This is a genomic window from Streptomyces sp. NPDC059247, assembly GCF_042754005.1.
Classification (GTDB): Bacteria; Actinomycetota; Actinomycetes; order Streptomycetales; family Streptomycetaceae; genus Streptomyces.
Map to the genome: position 1 here is coordinate 117,745 of NZ_JBHYZW010000014.1, position 20,899 is coordinate 138,643.

Consider the following 20,899-nt stretch of genomic DNA (forward strand, 5'->3'; position numbering starts at 1 on the left):
GCCTCACTTGTCCTTTTCGAGCGTGTAGGTGCGGTCGCCCTTGTCCGCGGGGGCGCCGCCGGTGCTGGGGGCGACGAGGGCGAGGCGCACGTGCTCGGCGAAGGACTCGGCGTACGCGACGCGCTGGGTGTCGAGGGTGGAGAGGGCGAAGGTGATGGGGACGGCGGAGGTGGCCCGGTCGGTGCGGTCGGAGCGGTCGCCGATGGGGGTGAGGCGGCCGACGTCCATGACCCGGGCCCCGGCGACGATCATGCGGGACTGGGCGGCCTCGCCCTTCTTCTCGCCCGCGAAGGTGGCGTAGATGTTGACCGTGGCCCCGGCGGTGATCTTTCCGGCGACGCCGGTGCCCGCGTCGATCATGATGGCGATCTCCTGCTGTCCCGGCTGGAGTTCGGGCCGTTTGACGATCATGTCGGACTGGAGGAGGGAGCCCGCCTTCAGCCGGGTGACGGCGATCTTGCCCTCGATCTGGCGCAGGTCGGTGACGGCGGTGCCGGAGAGCCAGCGCTCGGGAACGCTGAACTTCTCGAACTGGTTCGGGCGCAGGGCGGTGTAGGGGGCCACGTCGTCCTTGATGCGGTACGCGGTGGTCTCCGGTCCGACCTTCGAGTTCACGTCGCTGATGACGGCGAGGACACCGGCGAAGGCGCCGAGGGCGCACAGGACGGACAGCAGCAGCAGGATGACGCCGCGGCGCTGGCGGGAGTTCATGGCCGGACTACCTCGATCGGGGCGTGGGTCGGAGCGGGCGGGGGGCGGTGCCGGTCACGGTGCGGCGTCCCGCGCGGGCGTCGGTACGGGGTGCCCGGCGACCGGCGCGGCGCAGAATCCGCAGCGGTCGCCGATGAGGTCCATGGCGCACCAGTGGCAGGTCTCGCGCCGTACGGAGGAGACCAGTTGGTAGAGGACCGGCAGGTCGGGGAGGTACGCGGCGAACTCGACGAGCTTCCCGGTGCCCCACCAGCCGGGCGAGGCCCCGGGCAGCGGGGTCTCCTGGGGCCGGCCCCCGATGCCCCAGCCGGGGGCGAGGGTGCTGGCGGGCCAGTCGGTCTGGAGCTGGCCTCGGGCGAGGAGGAGTTCGGTGGCGAACTCGGGCCCGGCGAGGGATTCCTCGCTCTTGCCCAGGCGGATCATCTGGGGGGTCGGTCCGGCGAGGACCGCGAAGTGGGCGCCGGGGAACCAGCCCTTGAGGTGGGAGCCGAGGCCGACGGGGACGCGGTCGAGGCGGGAGACGCTGCCGAGGACGGCTCCGGCGTAGATGTAGTGGGCGAGCAGCCGGGCGGCGGAGGCGAGGACTCCGGGGCTGAGGTCGCAGCCCGCGAGCTGGCGGAGCTGGCGGACGAGGACGGCGGCGCCGAGGGGCGGCAGATCCGTGCGGACCAGGGCGATCCGGTCGCTCTCCAGCAGGCCCCGGACGGCGCGCAGCCGGTGCTCGACGGGCGCCGGGTCGGAGGCGGGGCAGACCACGACCACGTGTCCGTAGCGGGCGAGGAGCTGCTGCATGTCGGCGACGGAGGCGTCGAGCGGCTGGGTCCCGGGGGCCGGGAGGACGGCCGCCTGGGGGGTTCCGGGGTCGGTGGGGGGCAGCACCAGATCGGCGCTGGTGACCGCGATCGCTGTCGGCACGTCGGACCCCCCGTCCCCGTCGGCCTCCCGCGTCCCGGGGGCCGCGGATCACTTACCGCGTTCGGGGCGTCACCGCAGGCGCCGCCGCCTCTGCACCTTATCCACGCCACCCTGGGTGGTGAACACACAATCCACCAAGCTGCTCCCTTTTCTTCGGGCCGGGGGCCGGGGTTCCTCCGGGTCGGGGGTCCGGGTTCTTCAGGTCGGGGGCCGGGTTCCTTTCGGGTCAGGGGCCCTGGACCGGGCCCCTCCCACCCTCGCCCCACACCGACTTCGCCCCACGCCCCGCCCCGACTTCACCCCGCACCCCGCCCCGGCTTCCGTCCCGCGCTCCACCCCACTTCGCCCCGCGCCCCACCTCGGGCTTTCGCCCCGTACTCCACCCCGTACTCCGCCCCGGCCGCCACCCCGCCCGAACAGCCCTTGCTGTCAGAGGTCTTGACAACGGGATTGGTCTGGACCAGCTTGTTCCGACAACGGTGGCCGCCGTCCGCACCCCCCGCACACCGCACGTTTTCCGTACCCCCCGCACAGCCCCGTACCCGTACGGGGCCCCCGTACGACGACGTACGGCACCTCCAGATCCCCACAACTCCCCCACCGGAGGATGCACGTGGACCGCACCACCATCCGCCCGCACGGACGCCGCTGGCTCGGCGGAGCCCTCGCGCTCGCCGTCGGCACCGGGCTCGTCCTCGTCGGCGGAGCCGGCACCGCCCAGGCGGCCGACGTCAACGTCGCCAAGAACGCCGGATTCGAGAACGGCCTGACCAACTGGGCCTGTTCCGCCGGGAGCGGCGCCGTCGTCGCCACCCCGGTCCGCACCGGTGTCGGCGCCCTCAGGGCCGCCCCGGGCGGGCTCGACAACGCCAAGTGCACGCAGAACGTGACCGTGAAGCCCAACTCGACCTACACGCTGAGTGCGTGGGTCCAGGGCGGTTACGCGTACCTCGGCGCCGCCAACACCGGGACCGGCACCGGCACCGTCTCCACCTGGACGCCCGACAGCCCCACCTGGAAGCAGCTCACCACCACCTTCACCACCGGCGCGAGCACCACCTCGGTGCAGATCTACACCCACGGCTGGTACGGCACCTCCGCCTACGTCGTCGACGACGTCAGCGTCTTCGGCCCCGACGGCGGCGGCGTCCCGGACCCCGACCCGGTGATCCCGGCCACCCCGGCCGGTCTCGCCACGGGCACGGTCACCAACTCGTCGGTGGCCCTGAGCTGGAACGCCGTCGCCGGAGCCACCGCCTACAAGGTCTACCGGGACGGGGCCAACCCGCAGACGGTCACCGGCACCTCGGCCACCGTCTCCGGTCTCGCCGCCGACACCGCGTACCAGTTCCAGGTCTCCGCGACGAACACCGCGGGCGAGTCCGCCAAGTCCACGGCCGTCGCGGCCAGGACCGCCAAGGACAACACGGGCCCCGGCCCGGCCGTGCCCAAGCACGCGGTCACCGGCTACTGGCAGAACTTCAACAACGGCGCCACGGTCCAGAAGCTCCGTGACGTACAGGCCCAGTACGACATCATCGCCGTCTCCTTCGCGGACTCGACGACCACGCCCGGCCAGATCACCTTCAACCTGGACCCGGCCGTCGGCTACGCCTCGGTCGCCGACTTCAAGGCGGACGTCGCCGCGAAGAAGGCCGCGGGCAAGTCGGTGATCATCTCCGTCGGCGGCGAGAAGGGCAACGTCACGATCAACAGTGACGCCAGCGCCACCGCCTTCGCGAACAGCGCGTACGCCCTGTTCCAGGAGTACGGCTTCAACGGGATCGACATCGACCTCGAGCACGGCATCAACTCGACCTACCTGACCAAGGCGCTGCGCCAGCTCTCCGCCAAGGCGGGCTCCTCCATGGTCCTGACGATGGCCCCGCAGACCATCGACATGCAGAGCACGGGCACCGAGTACTTCAAGACGGCGCTCGCGGTGAAGGACATCCTCACGGTCGTCAACACCCAGTACTACAACAGCGGTGCGATGCTGGGCTGCGACGGCAAGGTCTACAGCCAGGGCTCGGTGGACTTCCTCACCGCGCTCGCCTGCATCCAGATCCAGGGCGGTCTCGACCCCTCGCAGGTCGGCCTGGGCGTCCCCGCCTCCACCCGGGGCGCGGGCAGCGGTTACGTCGACCCGCAGATCGTGAAGAACGCGCTCGACTGCCTGACCAAGCTCACCGGCTGCGGCACCTACAAGCCGGCCCAGGCGTGGCCGACCCTGCGCGGCGCGATGACCTGGTCGACCAACTGGGACGCGACGGCGGGCAACGCCTGGTCGAACGCGGTCGGCCCGCACGTCCACGGCCTGCCGTAACCCGGCGCGACACCCCGTCGCGGGCTCCGTCCCCCGCGACACCCCGCCGTACGGCCGTCCGCTCCGGTCCGGCCGTACGGCACCCCACCCGCAGCGCCGCCGCTCCCCCGGCGGCGCTGCGGCGCGTCCGGACCCGGCCGCCCCACCGCCTCCAGGTCTCCCGGCCGCGCCTCCGCTTCCCGCCTCCGGCTCCGGCACCGGCACCGGCTCCGGCTCCGGCACGCCCTCCCCGCACCTTCCGGCCACGGCGGACCCCACCGGGCGGCCCCTCGTACCGCTTTCGCCCGGCTCGTGCCCCACCGTGCGTCCCCCGAGAGCCTCGCCGCGGGGCACCGTGGCCGAACCCCCCACCTTGACCAGTCCATGACATGGCTTCACCATGTGGCCGGACACCCGCACGTTTTTGTCGCACTCCCCCACACTCCCACCCAGGAGACACCATGCGACGTCCCACCCGCGGCAGAAGGACCGCCACCCTCGCGGCCCTCGTGGCGCTCGCCCTCGCGGCGCCCCTCTCCGCCCTCACCACCCCCGCCGGGGCCGACCCGGCGCCGACCGCCGCCCGCATCGCCTCCGGCGTCGAGGAGGTGATCCGGCAGTACGAGGTCGCCGGACCCGCCACCGCCGCCGACCGCACCGCGCTCGCCGCCGCCACCGGCGTCTCCATCGACGAGGTCGACGCCCGCTCGGTCGTCGTCAGCGCCAACACCGAGCAGCTGAAGCGGCTCAGGGCGCTCGGCCACCCGGTCACCGCGCTGCCCGCGCCCCCGGACCGGGGCGAGTCCGCCCGGTCCGCCCTCGGCCCGCTCGACTTCCCCTCCGCCGACGCGAGGTACCACAACTACGCGGAGGCGAACACGGAGATCGCCCAGCGGCTCGCCCAGTACCCGTCGATCATGAGCAGGCGGGTGATCGGGAAGTCGTACGAGGGCCGGGACATCGTCGCCATCAAGATCAGCGACAACGTCGCCACCGACGAGAACGAGCCCGAGGTCCTCTTCACCCACCACCAGCACGCCCGCGAGCACCTCACCGTCGAGATGGCGCTGTACCTGCTGCGCGAGCTGGGCGCCGGGTACGGCACCGACAGCCGGATCACCAGCATGGTGAACAGCCGCGAGATCTGGATCGTCCCCGACCTCAACCCGGACGGCGGCGAGTACGACATCGCCACCGGCTCCTACCGGAGCTGGCGCAAGAACCGGCAGCCCAACACCGGCTCCTCGTACATCGGCACGGACATGAACCGGAACTGGGACTACAAGTGGGGCTGCTGCGGCGGCTCCTCCAGCTCCAAGAGCTCCGAGACCTACCGGGGCGCGGCCCCCGAGTCCGCCCCCGAGGTGAAGGTCGTCGCCGACTTCGTGCGCACCCGGATCGTCGGCGGCAAGCAGCAGATCACCGCGGCCATCGACTTCCACACCTACAGCGAACTGGTGCTCTGGCCCTTCGGCTGGACCACCGCGAACACCGCCCCCGGCATGACCCAGGACGACCGGGACGCCTTCGCGAAGGTCGGCACGAGCATGGCCGCGAGCAACGGCTACACGCCGGAGCAGTCCAGCGACCTGTACATCACGGACGGGTCGATCGACGACTGGCTGTGGGGCTCCCAGCGGATCTTCGGGTACACCTTCGAGATGTACCCGTCCTCGGCCGGCGGGGGCGGTTTCTACCCGCCCGACGAGGTCATCGAGCGCGAGACCAGCCGCAACCGGGACGCCGTCCTCCAGCTCCTGGAGAACGCGGACTGCATGTACCGCTCGATCGGCAAGCAGGCGCAGTACTGCGCGGCCTGACGGTCCGTACGCACGCGTGAGGGCGCCCCGGCCGCGCGGCCGGGGCGCCCCCTCGTGTTCCGCCGGGGCTCAGCCCAGGACGGCGAGCGCGTCGATCTCGATGAGCAGACCGGCCGGGAGGCCGACGTAGACGGTCGTACGGGCCGAGGCGGGGGCCTTGAGGCCCTGCTCCTCGAAGTACTGGTTGTAGATCTCGTTCATCTCGGCGAAGTGGTCCACGTCCGTCAGGTAGACGCGCGTCATCATCACGTCGTCCCAGCTCGCACCGCCCTCCTCCAGGATCGCCTTGACGTTGGCGAAGGTCTGCAGGGTCTGCTCGCGCAGGGTCGGCCCGGCGACGGTCGGGGCCTGGCCCTCGACGGCGGGCAGGAAGCCGACCTGACCGGCGACCTGGAGGATGTTGCCCTTCCGCACGCCGTGCGAGAACTTCGCGGGCGGGGCGGTGTGCGTGGCGGGGGTGATCGCGGTCTTCTCGCTCATGCGGTGTCCTTGGTCGGGGCGGTGCCGGGGTACTCGCGGTCGGCGCCCGGGGCGGTGCCGGAGTACTCCCGGCTGATGGCGTCCGCGGTGCGGCGCACCTGCGGGAGGAGGGTGAGGAGTTCCTCGGCCGTGACGACCACGTTGGGCGCCGAGACCGACATCGCGGCGACGACGCGCCCGTCGGCGCCGCGGACGGGGGCGCCCACGCAGTTGATGGACTCCTCGTGGCCGCCGAGGTCGGTGGCCCAGCCCTGTTCGCGTACGGTCGCCAGCTCCTTGAGGAAGGCGGCGGCGTTCGGGGTCGAACGGGACGTGTACGGAGGGTAGTCGAGCTTCGCGGCGATGGCGCGCCGCTCCTGCTCGGGGAGATCGGCGAGCAGCAGTTTGGCGACGGCGGCGACGGTGATCGCGACGGGCTTGCCGATGCGCGAGTACATCCGGACCGGGTAGCGGCTCTCGACCTTGTCGATGTAGAGGACCTCGCCCTCCTCACGGACCGCGAGGTGGATCGTGTGCCCGATCCGCTCGTTGAGCGCGGTCAGGTACGGGTGGGCGATCTCGCGGATGTCGAGGTTCTCCACCGCCTCCTGGGCGAGGGCGAAGAGCCGGGCGCCGAGCCGGTACCGCTGGTCCTGCTGCCGGTGCACCAGGCCGTGTTCGTGGAGGGTGCGCAGCAGGCGCAGGGCCGTGGACTTGTGGACGCCGAGCCGGTCGGCGACCTGCCCGAGGTCGGCGGGGCCCTGGGCGAGCAGCGGCAGGATGCTGAGCGCCCGGTCGACGGTCTGGCTCATGGGGTGCGTACCTCCTGGTCGTCCCCGGTCCAGCCGGGGCCGAGGTGAAGTGTGCCCCAGGCGGCGTCGTCGAGCGCGGCCAGCCGGTCGGCGTGGGCCCGGCGGGGCGGGGGCGCGAGGTCGCCGGGGACGGTGAGCGCGGCGGCGGCGGCCAGGTGTCCGTGCCGGAGCCGGGCCCGGACGTCGAGCCCGCGCAGGGTCGCGGAGAGGAACCCGGCGGCGAAGGCGTCCCCGGCGCCGACCGGGGCGACGACGTCCACCCGGGGGGCGGGGACCCGGGTGACGGCGGGGGCGGCCGTGCGGTCGCGGCGGTCGAAGGCGACGGCGCCGTGCTCGCCGAGCTTGACGATCAGCAGGGCGGGCTCGGGGAGCGCCGCCACGACGGCGTCGATGTCCGCCAGGCCCCACACCTGGGCGGCCTCGTCGGCGCCGACGAAGAGGAGGTCGGCGCGGCGGGCGAGGTCGAGGAGGACGGGTCCGGCGGCGGCCGGGCCGCCGGGCCAGAGCGCGGGCCGGTAGTTGAGGTCGAAGGAGACGAGCGGGCGGCCCGGCCGGACGGCGGTGAGTTCGCGCATCAGGGCCAGGCAGTCGGCGGAGAGGGCGGCGGTGATGCCGGAGAGGTGCAGGACGCGCCCGTCGGCGACGGTGTCGTACGGCACGGTCGCGGGAGACATCGCGGAGGCGGCGGAACCGGCCCGGTAGTAGGCGACCTCGTGGGCGTCGGTGGAGCGGTCGGCGGCGGTGCGGAAGTAGACGCCGGTCGGGCGGCGCGGGTCGCGGCCGACGTCCCGGACGTCGACGCCGTGGGCGGCGATGGTCTCGACGAGGTGGTCGCCGAAGCCGTCGCGGCCGACCCGGCCGACCCAGCGGACCCGGTGTCCGGCGGCGGCGAGGGCGCAGGCGACGTTGGACTCGGCGCCGCCGATGGCCCGGGTGAACGCGGGCACGTCGGCGAGCCGCCCCGGCCGGGTGGGCAGGAAGGTCACCATGGACTCGCCGAGACAGACGACATCGGGCCCGGACGCCCCCCCGTCCACCGGCCCGGGCGCCACGGCCGGGACGGGCGCGGGCCGCTCCCCCTCACCGGGAGCACCCGTCGACACCGGTACGGGCGCCACGTCGACCCCGGGAACCGGGACCTCCGCCGGGGCGGCTCCGGCCCCCGGGAGCGGGGCACCGACTCGCACCCGTACGCCCCCCGGAACCACCGCCCGAACCGGAGCGGGCGAGAGAGCCGAAGCTGGTGCCGGTGCCGGTGCGTGAGCCAGTGCCGGAGCTGGCACGTAAGCCGGTGCCGGTGCCGGTCCGTAAGCCGGTGCCGGTGCGTAAGCCGGAACCGAAGCCGGTGCACAAGCCGGTGCTGGTGCGTAAGCCGAAGCCGGTGCGTAAACCGGTGCTGGCGCGTGAGCCAGTGCCGGAGCTGGCACGCACGCCGGAGCCGGAGCCGGTGCCGGTGCGTGAGCCGGAGCCGGTACACGAGCCGGAGCCGGGGCCGGGGCCGGTGTCAGCGCCGGAACACTCCCCCGCCCCGGTCCGGACGCGGTCGCCGCGTCCGGCACGGGGGCCGCGTCCGGCACGGGGGCCGCGTCCGGCACGGGGGCCGCGTCCGGCACGGGGGCCGCGTCCGGCACGGGGGCCGCAGTCGTCACGTCCGGCGCGGTGGTCGTGTTCGGCGCGGGGGCCGCAGTCGTCGCGTCCGGCGCGGGGGCCGGACACGGCGCGGCCTCCGAGCCCGGAGGCCGACCGGCCTCCCGGGCGCGCACGGGCCTCACGGCCCCCGCCGGGGCCGCCTCGCGGGCCGCCGGAGCCGGTGGCGTGGCCGCACGGGCCGCCGAGGCGCCGGACGGCACCGCGCCGGACGCCTCGGCGCCCCCCGGCCCCGTCACGTTCCCGGGCGCCCCGCCCGATCCCGCGTTCCCCGGCGCCCCGCCGGGAACCGCGGCCCCGCTCGGGTCCGCGGGCGCGTGTCCGCTCACTCTCGGGCTCCCCGTGGCTCGACTCTCCGGATTCCATTGACCCGGCCTCGGCCCGGATGTTAGACAGCGATGAGCAATATGCGCAATGAGTGTTGCACATCCTGCAACACCCTCGATGAGGAGGCCTCATGCCCGACCTGGCGAACGAGCGCGTCGACCACCGATTCAAGGCCCTGCCCCCGGACGCCGAGGGCCTGACCGTCGGCGAGCTCGCGGCCCAGCGGCGCAACCTCTTCACCGGCGGTTTCACCACCCCCGTCCTCGCCCTGTCCGCCGAGTCCGTCGAGCACAACCTGCGCCTCCTGGAGACGTACGCCGAGCGCCACGGCCTCGCCTTCGCCCCGCACGGCAAGACCTCCATGGCCCCCCAGCTGTTCGACCGGCAGCTCGCGCACGGCGCCTGGGGCATCACCGCCGCCGTGCCCCACCAGGCCCGTGTCTACCGGGCCCACGGCATCGCCCGGATCTTCCTCGCCAACGAACTGGTGGACGCCGTCGCGCTGCGCTGGCTCGCCGCCGAGCTGGACGCCGACCCCGGTTTCCGGTTCGTCTGCTACGTCGACTCCGTCCGGGGCGTGGAGCTCATGGACGAGGCCCTGAGCGCCGCCGGGGCGACCCGCCCGGTGGACGTCGTCGTCGAACTGGGCGCGGGCGAGGGGGCCCGTACCGGAGCGCGCACCGAGGCCGACTGCGCGGCGGTCGCCGACGCGGTCGCCGCGACCGGCACGCTCCGGCTCGTCGGCGTCGCCGGGTACGAGGGCGAGGTGCCGGACGCCGACGGCGAGCGGGTCAGGACCTGGCTCCGGCGGCTGACCGCGCTCGCCGCCCGCTTCGACGCGGCGGGCCGCTTCGACCCGGCGATCGGCGAGATCGTCGTCAGCGCGGGCGGCAGCGCCTGGTTCGACGCGGTCGCCGAGGTCTTCGCGGAGCTCCCCGCGCTGTCCCTGCCGGTCCTGCGGCTGCTGCGCTCCGGCGCGTACGTCTCCCACGACGACGGCCACTACCGGAAGCTGACCCCGTTCAACCGGGTCCCCGGGGAGGGCGCCCTGGAGCCCGCCTTCCGGCTCTGGTCGCAGGTGGTGTCCCGCCCGACGCCCGAGCAGGCGTTCACCAACGCGGGCAAGCGCGACGCCGCCCACGACCTGCACCTGCCCGAGGCCCAGGTGGTCCGCGACGGGCACACCGGCGAGATCCGGCCCGCCGACGGCATCACCGTGACCGGCCTCTCCGACCAGCACGCCTGGGTACGGACCGGGGAGGGCGCCGCCCTGGAGGTCGGCGACTGGCTCGGCATGGGGCTCTCGCACCCGTGCACGGCCTTCGACAAGTGGCAGCTGATCCCGCTGGTGGAGGCGGACGGCACGGTGGTCGACTACGTCCGGACCTTCTTCTAGGAGCGGGAAGCGAACAGGGAGCAGGACGGAGAGCAGGACACCCATGGATCTCGTCTTCCGTGACGCGGAGGTCGTCGACGGCACCGGCGGCCCCTCCTACCGCGCCGACGTGGCGATCGAGGGCGGCCGGATCGCCGCGATCGTCCAGGAGGCCTCGGCGGCGGGGTGCCAGCGCCCCACCGCCCGGCGCTCCGTGGACGCCGAGGGGCTCGTACTGGCCCCCGGCTTCATCGACATGCACGCCCACAGCGACCTCGCGCTGCTCCGCGACCCGGAGCACCTGGCCAAGGCCGCGCAGGGGGTGACCCTCGAAGTGCTGGGCCAGGACGGCCTCTCGTACGCGCCCGCCGACGACCGCACGCTCGCGGAGGTCCGCAGGGCCATCACCGGCTGGAACGGCTCCGGCGACGACATCGACTTCGACTGGCGCACGGTCGGCGAGTACCTCGACCGTCTCGACCGGGGCCACGACGGCCGGGGCATCGCCGTCAACGCGGCCTATCTCGTCCCCCAGGGCACGGTCCGGATGCTGGCCGTGGGCTGGGACGACCGGGCGGCCACGGGGGCGGAGCTGGACCGGATGCGGCGGCTGGTCGCGGAGGGCCTGGAGCAGGGCGCCGTCGGCATGTCGTCCGGCCTCACGTACACCCCGGGGATGTACGCGCCGGACGCCGAGCTGACCGAGCTGTGCCGGGTCGTGGCCCGGTACGGCGGCTACTACTGCCCGCACCACCGTTCGTACGGGGCGGGGGCGCTGCGGGCGTACGAGGAGATGGTGCGGCTGACCCGGGACGCGGGCTGCGCGCTGCACCTGGCCCACGCCACGATGAACTTCGGGGTGAACGAGGGCCGGGCCCCGGAGCTGCTCGCGCTGCTCGACGCGGCCATCGACGGGGGCGCGGACATCAGCCTCGACACCTACCCCTACACGCCCGGCTGTACGACCCTGGTCGCGCTGCTGCCGAGCTGGGCGGGCGAGGGCGGTCCCGAGGCGGTCCTCGCCCGGCTCCGTGACGACGCGACGGCCGAGCGCGTCCGGCACCATCTGGAGGTCGTCGGCTCGGACGGCTGCCACGGGGTGCCGGTCGACTGGGACACGATCGAGATCTCGGGGGTCTCGGAGCCGGGGCTCGCGGAGTACGTGGGCCGCCGGGTGGACGGCTGGCCGACGGCCCGCCGCCTGCTCCTGGCGGACCGGCTCGGCTCCACGATCCTCCAGCACGTGGGCCACGAGGAGAACGTCCGGACGATCATGCGGCACCGGGCGCACACCGGCGGCTCGGACGGCATCCTCCAGGGCACCAAGCCGCACCCCCGGGCGTACGGCACGTTCCCCCGGTACCTGGGCCGGTACGTGCGCGAGCTGGGCGTCCTCTCCCTGGAGGAGTGCGTGGCCCATCTGACCGGGCGCCCGGCGGCCCGGCTGCGGCTGCCGGACCGGGGTCTGGTCCGCGAGGGGTACGTGGCGGACCTGGTCCTCTTCGATCCGGAGACGGTCGGCGCGGGCTCGACGTACGCCGAGCCCCGGACGCTGCCGACGGGCATCCCGCACGTCCTGGTCGACGGCCGTTTCGTGATGGAGGACGGGCGGCGCACGGACGCCCTCGCGGGAAGGTCGGTCCGCCGGACCCGCGTCCGCTGAGGGGACCGGGACCGGGCGGCCCCGCCGACCGGCACCGGACCGGATCCGCCGCCCCGGCCGCCGGACCGGACCGGCCTGCCCCGTACGACTCCGGCCCCACCGGCCGGGCGGGAGCGGCGCGCCCCTACCGCCCGGCCGCCACCGCTCCGGGAGACGGGTCGGCGGAGGGATCGGCGGGCGGCCCGTCCGGCGGGCCCGCCTGCGCGCCGACGGAAGCGCCGACCGAAGCGCCGACGAACGGGCCGGGCGCGGGCCCCCCCGCCCGGGGCCACGGGTCGCGCCGCGCCCACAGCAGACCGGCCGCGAGGACCGCCCCGGCCAGCACGAAGCCGTACCAGGGGGTGCGTCCGGACGGGGCCGTCTCCCAGACGAGCGCCGCCGAGAGCACCGCGAGGAGCTGTCCGGCCCGGCTCCGCCACGCCGTCGCCGCGACCACGGTCGTCCCCCACAGCAGGTACCAGGGCTGGACCATCGGGGAGAGCGCCACCAGGGCGACCAGGGCGAGGCCGAGGCCCAGGACCGGGTCGATCCGGCCCCGCCAGGCCCGCCGGGCCAGCTCCAGGACGATCACGGCCGCGAGCAGCAGCCCGAGCTTCTGCACGACGTTCTTCACGGGGTCGGGGTCGTCGCCGAGGAGCAGCCCGAGGCCGAGCCCGAGGTCGCTGGTGACCGAGAGCGCGGTGTGGATGGTCCCGGCGACGCTCTGCGTCCGCAGCCAGCCGAAGCCGGTCCCGGCGGCGACCGTCGCGGCGGCGGCCACCGTCGCGGCGACGAGCCCCGGCAGGACGAGCCCCTTGAGGACGCCCCGGACGCCGCCGTCGCGCCGGGCGACCGTCACGCCGATGAACAGCAGCGCCACCGCCGCGGGCGACTTGACCATCATGGCGAGTCCGACGAGGACGCAGCCGAGCACCCAGCGCCCGCGCACCGCGAGCACCACGCCCGCCAGCATCAGACCGGCCGTCAGGCCGTCGTTGTGGGCGCCGCCGACGACATGGACCAGCAGCAGCGGGTTGAGCGCGGCGAGCCACACCGCGCCGTCCCGTCCGCCGGGTCCGCCGCCGAGCGCCCGGACGGCCCAGACGATCAGCGCGAGCGCGCCGACCGCGAGGAGCCTCATGCCGAGCACGGCGGGGACGACCGAGCCGCCGGTCAGTTCGACGACCAGCCGGGCCAGGACGAGGAAGGCGGGCCCGTACGGTGCCGGGGTGTCGGTCCAGTGGCCGCCGACGGACGCGGCGGCGTCGGCGCCCAGCTCGCCGGGGCCGAGGACGGCGGGCCCGCCGCCGTACACGTCGTACCCCTCGACGACCATGGCGCCCTGCGCGATGTAGCTGTAGACGTCGGCGCTGTGCAGCGGCGGGGCGAACAGCAGCGGCACGGTCCAGCCGACGAGGGTGCCGAGGACGCCGTGGCGCGGCCCCCTGGCGAGCAGGACCCCGTACCGCCACCAGGCGGCGACGAGCACCGCGAGGCCGAGGTACGCGAGCAGGGCACCGGCCAGGGTGAGGGCGGAGCCGCGCGGCTCCCACAGTCCCCGGCCGCCGAGCACCGGCAGCGTTCCGGCGGCCCACCCGCCCGCGGCGACGGCGAGCGATCCGGCCACACCCAGCCACCGGCATCCGGAGGCGCTGAAAACCCACATGACCGCCCAACCTATCCCGCCGTCCGGGCGCCCCCGCCCGCCCCGGCGGCCCGGGGGCCGCCGGACCCCCGTCCCACCGGGCCCCCGGCGCGCTCCGCGTGGCCCAAAACACGAGGCGGCCCGGCCCGCCCGGCCGTAAGCTCTCGACATGCAGGTGATCCAGTCCACGAAGCTCGCCAACGTCTGTTACGAAATCCGGGGTCCGGTGCTCGAAGAGGCGATGCGGCTCGAAGCCGCGGGTCATCGCATCCTCAAGCTGAACACCGGCAATCCGGCCGCCTTCGGCTTCGAGTGCCCGCCCGCGATCCTGGAAGACGTCCTGCGCAACCTCTCCGAGGCGCACGGCTACGGGGACGCGAAGGGGCTGCTCGCGGCCCGCCGCGCGGTGATGAGCCACTACGAGACCAAGGGCATCCCGCTCTCCGTCGAGGACATCTACCTCGGCAACGGCGTCTCGGAGCTGATCCAGATGTCGATGCAGGCGCTGCTCGACGACGGCGACGAGGTCCTCGTCCCCGCCCCGGACTATCCGCTGTGGACGGCGTCGGTGTCGCTCGCGGGCGGTACGGCCGTGCACTACCGCTGCGACGAGCAGGCGGACTGGATGCCGGACCTCGCGGACATCGAGCGGAAGATCACCGACCGCACCAAGGCGATCGTGATCATCAATCCGAACAACCCGACCGGCGCGGTCTACGACGACGAGATGCTGCGCGCCCTGACGGAGATCGCCCGCCGTCACGATCTGGTGGTCTGCTCGGACGAGATCTACGACAAGATCCTCTACGACGGCACCACGCACACCCCGACCGCCGCCATCGCCCCCGACCTGATGGTCCTCACCTTCAACGGGATGAGCAAGAACTACCGGGTGGCGGGCTTCCGCTGCGGCTGGCTCGCGGTCTGCGGCCCGAAGCACCACGCGTCCTCGTACATCGAGGGCCTCACGATCCTGGCCAACATGCGCCTCTGCGCGAACATGCCCGCGCAGCACGCGGTGGCGGCGGCCCTCCAGGGCCGCCAGTCCATCGAGGACCTGGTGCTGCCGGGCGGGCGGCTCCTGGAGCAGCGGGACACCGCGTACGAGCTGCTGACCCGGATCCCGGGGGTGACGTGCGTGAAGCCGAAGGGGGCGCTGTACCTGTTCCCGAGGCTCGACCCGAACGTCTACAAGATCAAGGACGACCGGCAGATGGTCCTGGACCTGCTGCGGACGGAGAAGATCATGGTGGTGCACGGGACGGGCTTCAACTGGCACGAGCCCGATCACTTCCGGATCGTCACCCTGCCCGCGGCGGCGGACCTGGCGGACGCGGTGACGCGGATCGGCCGGTTCCTGGACGGGTACGGCCAGCACTGACCGCCCGGCCCTCCACGGGGGCCGCCGCCGTTCCTCACACCCACACCGGACAACACTCAACTTTAGACGAAATCTAAGCTAGGATGGCTCCCGAGCACTTCAGGAGGCCGTCCCCATGTACGAACCGATCCGCACCAAGTCGGTCCACCGGATGGCCGACGACACCCAGGACGCGTATCCGCACCGCTCCCGCGAGGAGGAGCTGGACATCCAGCTCGCCGGACACCTCGCCGCCCTCCTCGCCGTCACCGACGAGCTGGGCGACACGGAGGCGGGCGAGCTGATCGCCCGCCAGGTGGCACGGCTGCGCGGCGCACCGCCCGCCCGGCACGCCGGTCTGAGCGGCGCCGCGCCGAGGGACCTGCACCGCAGGGCCCACGCCCTCGCGGGCCGCGCCCTGGTCGTCGCCGCCTCCCGGGCGGACACCGCCGCCGCGATCCTCGCCGCCGGGCGCATGGACGCGCACACCGCGGCACTGGCCGGGGAATCCCTGGTCGGCGCCCCCTGACGGCCCCGGTCCGCGCGTCACGAAACGCGCGGACCGGGTGCCACCCACCCCCGGCAGAGCCCTTACGGGCCGGTGGCAGCCGAGGTTTCGGTGGACGCGAAGACGGCGTCCTCGACGACACAGCGCGGCGCGTCCCTTCCGAAGGCCTTGGTGCCCGTGACCACGGTCGTGCCGGTGGCCCCGGGCGCGACCTCCAGAGCCGCCCCGGTGCCCCGGTCGGCGGTCGCCCCCTGCCCGTCCAGGAACCCCACGGTCACCGCGAAGGTGCCGTCCCGGACCGCCCCGCTGGTGATCGAGAGCTCCGCCACCGGCCGCCGGGTGGCCGGATCGAGACCGCACCGCGCGACCGTCACGTCGTCGGACGGGAACCGCATGTCCTTGTGGTTCTCCCCGTACGCGTACACGTAACCGACGAAGATCCCCACCGGCACCAGCACGACGAGCGCCCCCGCCACCACCAGCGTCACCACCGCCCATCGCGGCATTCCCCCACCTCCCCCGAAGGAGGTCCACGGTACCCCCCGCTCCGGTTCGGTACCGGGATCGGCCCTTCACCCCCCGTACACCCAACTCCCCCTGGAACGTGGGTTTCCGCGAGCACGCTGCCCGCGTGAGACGCATCCTGGGAATCGTCCTGGCCGCCCTGCTCCTCGGCGGCGTGGCCGCCGTCCTCGTGACGGGCGGCGACAAGGACACGGGCACGGCGACGAAGACCGTGCGGGGAGTGATCGGGTCGGAGAAGGCCGAGTTCTTCGCCGACCCGCAGGTGGTGAAGGCCCTCGCCGCGAAGGGCCTCACCGTGGTGACGGAGACCTCCGGGTCCTGGGACATGGAGGAACTGCCCCTGGACGGATACGACTTCGCGTTCCCCGCCGCCAAGGGCCCGGCCGACGGACTCCGCGCCAAGGCGAGGACGAAGGACCGGGCGGCGACCGCGCCGCTGCGCCCCTTCTACTCACCGCTCGTCGTCGTCGCGCACAGCGCCGCCGCCCGGGTCCTCGCCGCGAACGGTCTGGCGACCCTCGGCCCGCGCGGCACCAGCGGCACCCTGAAGATGGGCGCCTACCTCGCGGCGGCCCGCGCCGACCGGACCTGGCAGCAGCTCAAGGGCTCCACGGGCCACGCAGAACTCAGCGGCACCGTCTTCATCACCTCCACCGACCCCCTCGCCTCCAGCTCCGGCGCCCTCTACCTGGCCGCCGCGAGCTATGTCGCCGACGGCGGCCGGGTCGCGGGCGACAGCGCCGCCGTGACCCGCACCGCCCCGCTGCTCCGCAAGCTCGTCCAGGTGCAGGGCGCCCAGCAGTCCGGCTCCGACGCCCCCTTCCGGGACTTCGTGAGCGGCGTCGGCAATCCGCTCGTCCTCGTGTACGAGTCCCAGGTCGCCGCGCAGCTGCTGGCCGGACGCCCGATGGGGGACCTCGTCGTCCTCTACCCGGACACCACCGTCAGCAGCGACCACACCCTCGTACCGCTCACCGAGAACGGCCGACTGCTCGGCGAACTCCTCTCCACCGAGCCGGAGTTGCGCAGGCTCGTGGCCCGCCACGGCTTCCGCCCGCAGGGCGCGGCGGACGAGTTCACCACCGCGACCGGGGCCCACACCGCCTACCTCGACCAGACGCTGACCGGAATCCGCCAGGCGCCCGTGCCCACCGTCGCGGTGCTGCACGAGATGGCCCTGCGGGCCCGCGACCAGGGAGACACCGCATGACCGCACCCGAGGACCCGAGAAGGACGACGGCCCTGACACCGCCCGCGCACGAGCCCCCGCTCGTCCTCACCCCGCCCGAGCCCGTCCCGCCGGTCCGCCCCGAGCGGGCCGCCGGTCTGGTGCCGCTGGACGAGGCCGTCCGTACCGAGATGTCCCGCCGGGCCGCCGAGTACGTCGGCTCGCTCGACGGACTCGACGTCCGCTCGCCCGAGTTCGCGGGCCGCGTCGGCGAGATCTCGGCGCTCGGCGCGGGCGAGATGCGCTCGGCCGCCCAGCAGTCGAACCGGATGCTCGACCGCACGGTCCGCTCGCTGGGCTCCGGGGGCGCGGGCGGCGACGCCCAGGCCCGGGTCGGCTCCTCCCTGGTCGAACTCCGGCGCACGGTCGAGGACCTGGACCCCAGGGCCACCCCCGGCAAGGGCCTCAAGGGCCTCCTGGCGAAGCTCCCCGGCGGGAACCGGTTCCGCGACCACGTCACCGCGTACGCCTCCGCGCAGACCACGCTGAACCGGATCGTCGGCGCGCTGCGCGGCGGCCAGGACGAACTGCGCCGGGACAACGCCGCGTTGCTGACCGAGCGGGCCCGCCTCTGGGAGACCATGGGCAGGCTCCAGGAGTACGCGGTGCTCACCGAGGCGCTGGACGCGGCCGTGGAGGAGCGCGTCGCACGCGCCCCCGACCCGGCCCGCGCGGACGCGCTCCGCGCCGACCTCCTCTTCCCGGTCCGGCAGAAGCACCAGGACCTGCTGACCCAGCTCGCCGTCTGCGCCCAGGGGTACCTGGCCATGGACGTGGTGCGCCGGAACAACGACGAGCTGGTCAAGGGCGTCGACCGGGCGGCGACGACGACCCTGTCCGCGCTGCGGATCGCGGTGATGCTCGCCGCCGCGCTGGAGAACCAGCGCAAGGTCACCGAGCAGGTGACCGCGCTGCGTGCGACGACCGAGGACCTCGTCCGGGGCAACGCGGAGATGCTGGCGACCCAGGCGGGCGAGATCCAGCGGATCGCGGCCGACCCGGCGATCGGCGCGGAGACGCTGCGCACCGCGTTCCAGCAGATCTACCGGACCCTCGACGCCATCGACACGTACAAGGCGCGGGCGACGGAGTCGATGGCGGCGACCGTCGACGCGCTGAGCACCGAACTCCGGGGGGCCGGAGCCCACCTGGACCGCAGCCGCCGCACCGGCCCGCTGCCGGAAGACACCCCCGCATGACCACCCGCACCGGACCCCGCACCGGCCCCCGCCCACCATCGGGCACCCGGCCTCGCACCCCGCCCCGGACCCTCTCCCCCGCCACCTCCCGCACCGGCCCCCCGGCAGAAGGCGACCCCGCATGACCACCCGCGCCACGCCCCGCACCGCACCCCTCCCCCCGGTCCGGCCCCGCCGCCGCCCCCGCGCTCTCGTCGGGCTCGTGCTCGCCCTCCTCGTCACGGCCACCGGCGGCTCCTGCTCCGCCCCCGGCGACCGCGCCGAGGGCCCCGACGGGCACGGGCGGGAGTACGCGCCCGGCACCCTCCGGGTCCTCGCCTCCTCCGAGCTGGCCGACATGGCGCCGGTCCTCGCCGAGGCCCGGAAGGCGACCGGCGTCACCGTCCGGCCCACCTACGTCGGCACCCTCGACGCCGTCGAGCGGATCGCCTCGGGCGAGGCGGACCGGTCGTACGACGCCGTCTGGCTCTCCTCCGACGCCTACCTGCGGATCCGCCCGGACACCGCCCGCCGGATCACCGGCGAGACCCCGGTGATGACCTCCCCGGTGGCCGTCGGCGTCCGCCCCGAGGCGGTGGCCCGGCTCGGCTGGGACCCGGCGAAGGTCACCTGGTCGCAGCTCCACCGGGCGGTGGCCGCCGGGAGCCTGACGTACGGCATGACCGATCCGAAGCGCTCCAACTCGGGCTTCTCCGCGCTGGTCTCGGTGGCCTCGGGGCTCTCCGGCGCCCAGTCGGCGCTGACCGCGCGGGACGTCGCCCGCGCCACGCCCCGGCTGAAGGAGTTCTTCCGGGGGCAGAAGCTGACCTCGGGCTCCTCCGGCTGGCTGGCCTCGGCGTACGCCCGCAGGACCGATGTGGACGCGCTGGTCAACTACGAGTCCGTACTGCTGTCCGCGCCCGGGAAGCTGACCGTGATCCGGCCCTCGGACGGGGTGGTGACGGCCGACTACCCGCTGACCCTGCTCACCTCGGCCCGCCCGGAGGCGAAGGAGGCGGCGGGGCGGCTCACCACGTATCTGCGCACCCCGGAGGCACAGCGGCGGATCACCACGACGACGCTGCGGCGGCCGGTGGTGCCCGGGGTGGAACCGGCGGCGGCGCTGGCCCGCGATCCCCGGCGCGAGCTGCCGTTCCCGGGCAGCCGGGCGGTGGCGGACGGGCTGCTCGACGCGTACGACAACACCCTGCGCAGGCCCTCCCGCACGGTGTACGTCCTCGACACCTCGGGTTCCATGGCCGGTGACCGGCTCGACCGGCTGAAGGCGGCGCTGGTGGAGCTGACCGGGGACTTCCGCGACCGCGAGGAGGTGACCCTGATGCCGTTCGGTTCGGCGGTGAAGCGGGGCGAGGTGCGCACGCGGACGGTCGATCCGGCGGCGCCGGGGTCCGCGCCGGACGCGATCGCGTCCGACGCGCGCGGGCTCACCGCCTCGGGCGGCACCGCGATCTACTCCAGCCTCCAGGAGGCGTACCGTTTCCTCGGCCGGACCCCCGGGGACACGTTCACCTCGGTGGTGCTGATGACGGACGGGGACAACACCGACGGCGACCCGGCCGCCGCCTTCGACCGCTTCTACGGCTCCCTGCCCGCCGCCCAGCGGCACACCCCGGTCTTCCCGATCCTGTTCGGGGACTCCGACCGGGGCGCGCTGGACCACATCGCGGAGCTCACCGGCGGCAGGCTGTTCGACGCGACGAAGGGCCCGCTCGACGGCGCCTTCGAGGAGATCCGTGGCTACCAGTGACGGCCCGGCCGCCCGGCTCGCCGGATGGGCCGGGTCCCGCAAGAACCTGGCCGGCTGCGTCTGCGGTCTGGCCGGGGTGGGCCTCGCGCTCACCGGGGCGGCGGGCGCGCTGTGGCCGCTGGTGGTCGCCGGTCTCTACGCGGCGGGGGCGCTGATCGCCCCGCCGGAGCGCCCGGACGCCCCGGACTTCACCGAGGAGGGCGACCGGCTGGACGGGCTGCGGGCCGACTTCGCGGCCCTGCGCGCGTATCTGGCGGAGGTGGAGCTGCCCCCGGCCGCGCGGGCGTCCCTCGCCGCCCTGGACGGCCTCCTGGCGGCCCTGCTCGCGCCGGGCGCGGTGAGCGATCCGGAGCATCTGCACGTGCTGGCCCGCGCGGTCCGCCAGGACGTGCCGGAGGCCGTCGACACCTTCGTACGGACCCGGTGGTGGTCGCGTTTCGCCCCGGGCACGGAGGCGCCGGAGGCACATCTGGAACGCCAGCTGGCCGCGCTGCGGGAGGAGGCGGGCGCGGTCGCGGGGGCCCTGCGGGACGCGGAGGAGCTGCGGCAGCGGATCCACACCCGGTACGTGGAGGAGCGCGGCGACTGATCGCGGACGTGCTCCGGCCCCCGGAGCCTGAGGGGGCTCCGGGGGCCGGTCGCGTCGTGGTGAGCCGTCGTGACCCCACTGGTCA

The 20,899-nt window shown here is 74.4% G+C and carries 17 protein-coding genes; 10 read left to right on the forward strand and 7 right to left on the reverse strand.

What is annotated here, in order from left to right:
• Positions 1-3 precede the first annotated feature (3 nt).
• Both ACFXGN_RS23720 and ACFXGN_RS23725 read right to left on the reverse strand, forming a co-directional pair.
• Complete coding sequence (locus tag ACFXGN_RS23720; RefSeq protein WP_384862582.1) at positions 4-711, reverse strand: RcpC/CpaB family pilus assembly protein; 708 nt, start codon at positions 709-711, stop codon at positions 4-6.
• Positions 712-765: 54 nt separating this feature from the next.
• The gene (locus ACFXGN_RS23725; protein WP_384862584.1) at positions 766-1,626 is read right to left on the reverse strand and encodes a hypothetical protein; all 861 of its coding nucleotides are present in this window, start codon (positions 1,624-1,626) and stop codon (positions 766-768) included.
• Positions 1,627-2,233: 607 nt separating this feature from the next.
• On the opposite strand from ACFXGN_RS23725, the gene ACFXGN_RS23730 reads away from it, so the two are divergent.
• On the forward strand, positions 2,234-3,952 hold the full coding sequence (locus ACFXGN_RS23730; protein WP_384862586.1) for a chitinase: 1,719 nt from the start codon (positions 2,234-2,236) through the stop codon (positions 3,950-3,952).
• Positions 3,953-4,392: 440 nt separating this feature from the next.
• Positions 4,393-5,751 (forward strand): M14 family metallopeptidase, encoded by a 1,359-nt coding sequence (locus ACFXGN_RS23735; protein ID WP_384862589.1) that lies wholly within the window; start codon positions 4,393-4,395, stop codon positions 5,749-5,751.
• Positions 5,752-5,820: 69 nt separating this feature from the next.
• Here ACFXGN_RS23735 and ACFXGN_RS23740 read toward each other — a convergent pair whose 3' ends face one another.
• The 3 genes from ACFXGN_RS23740 to ACFXGN_RS23750 are packed head-to-tail and all read right to left on the reverse strand — an operon-like array spanning position 5,821 to position 8,011.
• Complete coding sequence (locus ACFXGN_RS23740; protein ID WP_188270661.1) at positions 5,821-6,231, reverse strand: RidA family protein; 411 nt, start codon at positions 6,229-6,231, stop codon at positions 5,821-5,823.
• Positions 6,228-7,022 carry an IclR family transcriptional regulator gene (locus ACFXGN_RS23745; protein ID WP_384862592.1) on the reverse strand — a complete coding sequence of 265 codons (795 nt, stop codon included), beginning with the start codon at positions 7,020-7,022 and terminating at the stop codon, positions 6,228-6,230. Before ACFXGN_RS23745 ends, ACFXGN_RS23740 begins: the two co-directional genes overlap by 4 nt.
• The gene (locus tag ACFXGN_RS23750) at positions 7,019-8,011 is read right to left on the reverse strand and encodes a sugar kinase (RefSeq protein ID WP_384862728.1); all 993 of its coding nucleotides are present in this window, start codon (positions 8,009-8,011) and stop codon (positions 7,019-7,021) included. The genes ACFXGN_RS23745 and ACFXGN_RS23750 overlap by 4 nt, the downstream gene beginning before the upstream one ends.
• Before the next feature lie 1,115 nt (positions 8,012-9,126).
• On the opposite strand from ACFXGN_RS23750, the gene ACFXGN_RS23755 reads away from it, so the two are divergent.
• Complete coding sequence (locus ACFXGN_RS23755) at positions 9,127-10,392, forward strand: alanine racemase (RefSeq protein ID WP_384862595.1); 1,266 nt, start codon at positions 9,127-9,129, stop codon at positions 10,390-10,392.
• Positions 10,393-10,435: 43 nt separating this feature from the next.
• Positions 10,436-12,034: an amidohydrolase family protein gene (locus ACFXGN_RS23760; protein WP_384862598.1), complete on the forward strand. Its 1,599-nt coding sequence runs from the start codon at positions 10,436-10,438 to the stop codon at positions 12,032-12,034.
• 124 nt (positions 12,035-12,158) lie between these two features.
• Here the strand turns inward: ACFXGN_RS23760 and mptB are convergent, their stop codons facing one another.
• Positions 12,159-13,679: a polyprenol phosphomannose-dependent alpha 1,6 mannosyltransferase MptB gene (gene mptB / locus ACFXGN_RS23765; RefSeq protein ID WP_384862600.1), complete on the reverse strand. Its 1,521-nt coding sequence runs from the start codon at positions 13,677-13,679 to the stop codon at positions 12,159-12,161.
• Positions 13,680-13,827: 148 nt separating this feature from the next.
• Here mptB and ACFXGN_RS23770 point away from each other — a divergent pair, with 148 nt between their 5' ends.
• A complete protein-coding gene (locus tag ACFXGN_RS23770) occupies positions 13,828-15,039 on the forward strand; it encodes a pyridoxal phosphate-dependent aminotransferase (protein ID WP_384862602.1) in 1,212 nt (403 codons plus the stop codon).
• Positions 15,040-15,154: 115 nt separating this feature from the next.
• On the forward strand, positions 15,155-15,547 hold the full coding sequence (locus ACFXGN_RS23775; protein WP_384862603.1) for a hypothetical protein: 393 nt from the start codon (positions 15,155-15,157) through the stop codon (positions 15,545-15,547).
• A 62-nt stretch (positions 15,548-15,609) separates the two neighbouring features.
• On the opposite strand, the gene ACFXGN_RS23780 is transcribed toward ACFXGN_RS23775, so the two are convergent.
• Positions 15,610-16,032: a hypothetical protein gene (locus ACFXGN_RS23780; RefSeq protein WP_384862605.1), complete on the reverse strand. Its 423-nt coding sequence runs from the start codon at positions 16,030-16,032 to the stop codon at positions 15,610-15,612.
• A gap of 98 nt (positions 16,033-16,130) precedes the next feature.
• Here ACFXGN_RS23780 and ACFXGN_RS23785 point away from each other — a divergent pair, with 98 nt between their 5' ends.
• The 4 genes from ACFXGN_RS23785 to ACFXGN_RS23800 all read left to right on the forward strand — a co-directional run bounded on the left by ACFXGN_RS23785 (position 16,131) and on the right by ACFXGN_RS23800 (position 20,814).
• Positions 16,131-17,261, forward strand: coding sequence for a hypothetical protein (locus tag ACFXGN_RS23785; protein WP_384862608.1), 1,131 nt, complete (start codon positions 16,131-16,133; stop codon positions 17,259-17,261).
• Positions 17,258-18,478 carry a toxic anion resistance protein gene (locus tag ACFXGN_RS23790; RefSeq protein ID WP_384862611.1) on the forward strand — a complete coding sequence of 407 codons (1,221 nt, stop codon included), beginning with the start codon at positions 17,258-17,260 and terminating at the stop codon, positions 18,476-18,478. Before ACFXGN_RS23785 ends, ACFXGN_RS23790 begins: the two co-directional genes overlap by 4 nt.
• Positions 18,479-18,599: 121 nt before the next feature.
• On the forward strand, positions 18,600-20,225 hold the full coding sequence (locus ACFXGN_RS23795) for a substrate-binding domain-containing protein (protein ID WP_384862614.1): 1,626 nt from the start codon (positions 18,600-18,602) through the stop codon (positions 20,223-20,225).
• Positions 20,212-20,814, forward strand: a complete 603-nt coding sequence (locus tag ACFXGN_RS23800) for a hypothetical protein (RefSeq protein WP_384862617.1) — start codon at positions 20,212-20,214, stop codon at positions 20,812-20,814. The genes ACFXGN_RS23795 and ACFXGN_RS23800 overlap by 14 nt, the downstream gene beginning before the upstream one ends.
• The last annotated feature ends 85 nt before the right edge of the window (positions 20,815-20,899 follow it).

Bases quoted from the DNA above. Each gene is read 5' to 3' on its own strand.
- ACFXGN_RS23795 (WP_384862614.1), top strand. From the start codon at position 18,600: ATGACCACCCGCGCCACGCCCCGCACCGCACCCCTCCCCCCGGTCCGG.
- ACFXGN_RS23720 (WP_384862582.1), bottom strand. From the start codon at position 711: ATGAACTCCCGCCAGCGCCGCGGCGTCATCCTGCTGCTGCTGTCCGTC.
- ACFXGN_RS23775 (WP_384862603.1), top strand. From the start codon at position 15,155: ATGTACGAACCGATCCGCACCAAGTCGGTCCACCGGATGGCCGACGAC.
- ACFXGN_RS23735 (WP_384862589.1), top strand. From the start codon at position 4,393: ATGCGACGTCCCACCCGCGGCAGAAGGACCGCCACCCTCGCGGCCCTC.
- ACFXGN_RS23745 (WP_384862592.1), bottom strand. From the start codon at position 7,022: ATGAGCCAGACCGTCGACCGGGCGCTCAGCATCCTGCCGCTGCTCGCC.
- ACFXGN_RS23750 (WP_384862728.1), bottom strand. From the start codon at position 8,011: ATGGTGACCTTCCTGCCCACCCGGCCGGGGCGGCTCGCCGACGTGCCC.
- ACFXGN_RS23760 (WP_384862598.1), top strand. From the start codon at position 10,436: ATGGATCTCGTCTTCCGTGACGCGGAGGTCGTCGACGGCACCGGCGGC.
- mptB (WP_384862600.1), bottom strand. From the start codon at position 13,679: ATGTGGGTTTTCAGCGCCTCCGGATGCCGGTGGCTGGGTGTGGCCGGA.
- ACFXGN_RS23730 (WP_384862586.1), top strand. From the start codon at position 2,234: ATGCACGTGGACCGCACCACCATCCGCCCGCACGGACGCCGCTGGCTC.
- ACFXGN_RS23740 (WP_188270661.1), bottom strand. From the start codon at position 6,231: ATGAGCGAGAAGACCGCGATCACCCCCGCCACGCACACCGCCCCGCCC.
- ACFXGN_RS23780 (WP_384862605.1), bottom strand. From the start codon at position 16,032: ATGCCGCGATGGGCGGTGGTGACGCTGGTGGTGGCGGGGGCGCTCGTC.
- ACFXGN_RS23790 (WP_384862611.1), top strand. From the start codon at position 17,258: ATGACCGCACCCGAGGACCCGAGAAGGACGACGGCCCTGACACCGCCC.
- ACFXGN_RS23755 (WP_384862595.1), top strand. From the start codon at position 9,127: ATGCCCGACCTGGCGAACGAGCGCGTCGACCACCGATTCAAGGCCCTG.
- ACFXGN_RS23770 (WP_384862602.1), top strand. From the start codon at position 13,828: ATGCAGGTGATCCAGTCCACGAAGCTCGCCAACGTCTGTTACGAAATC.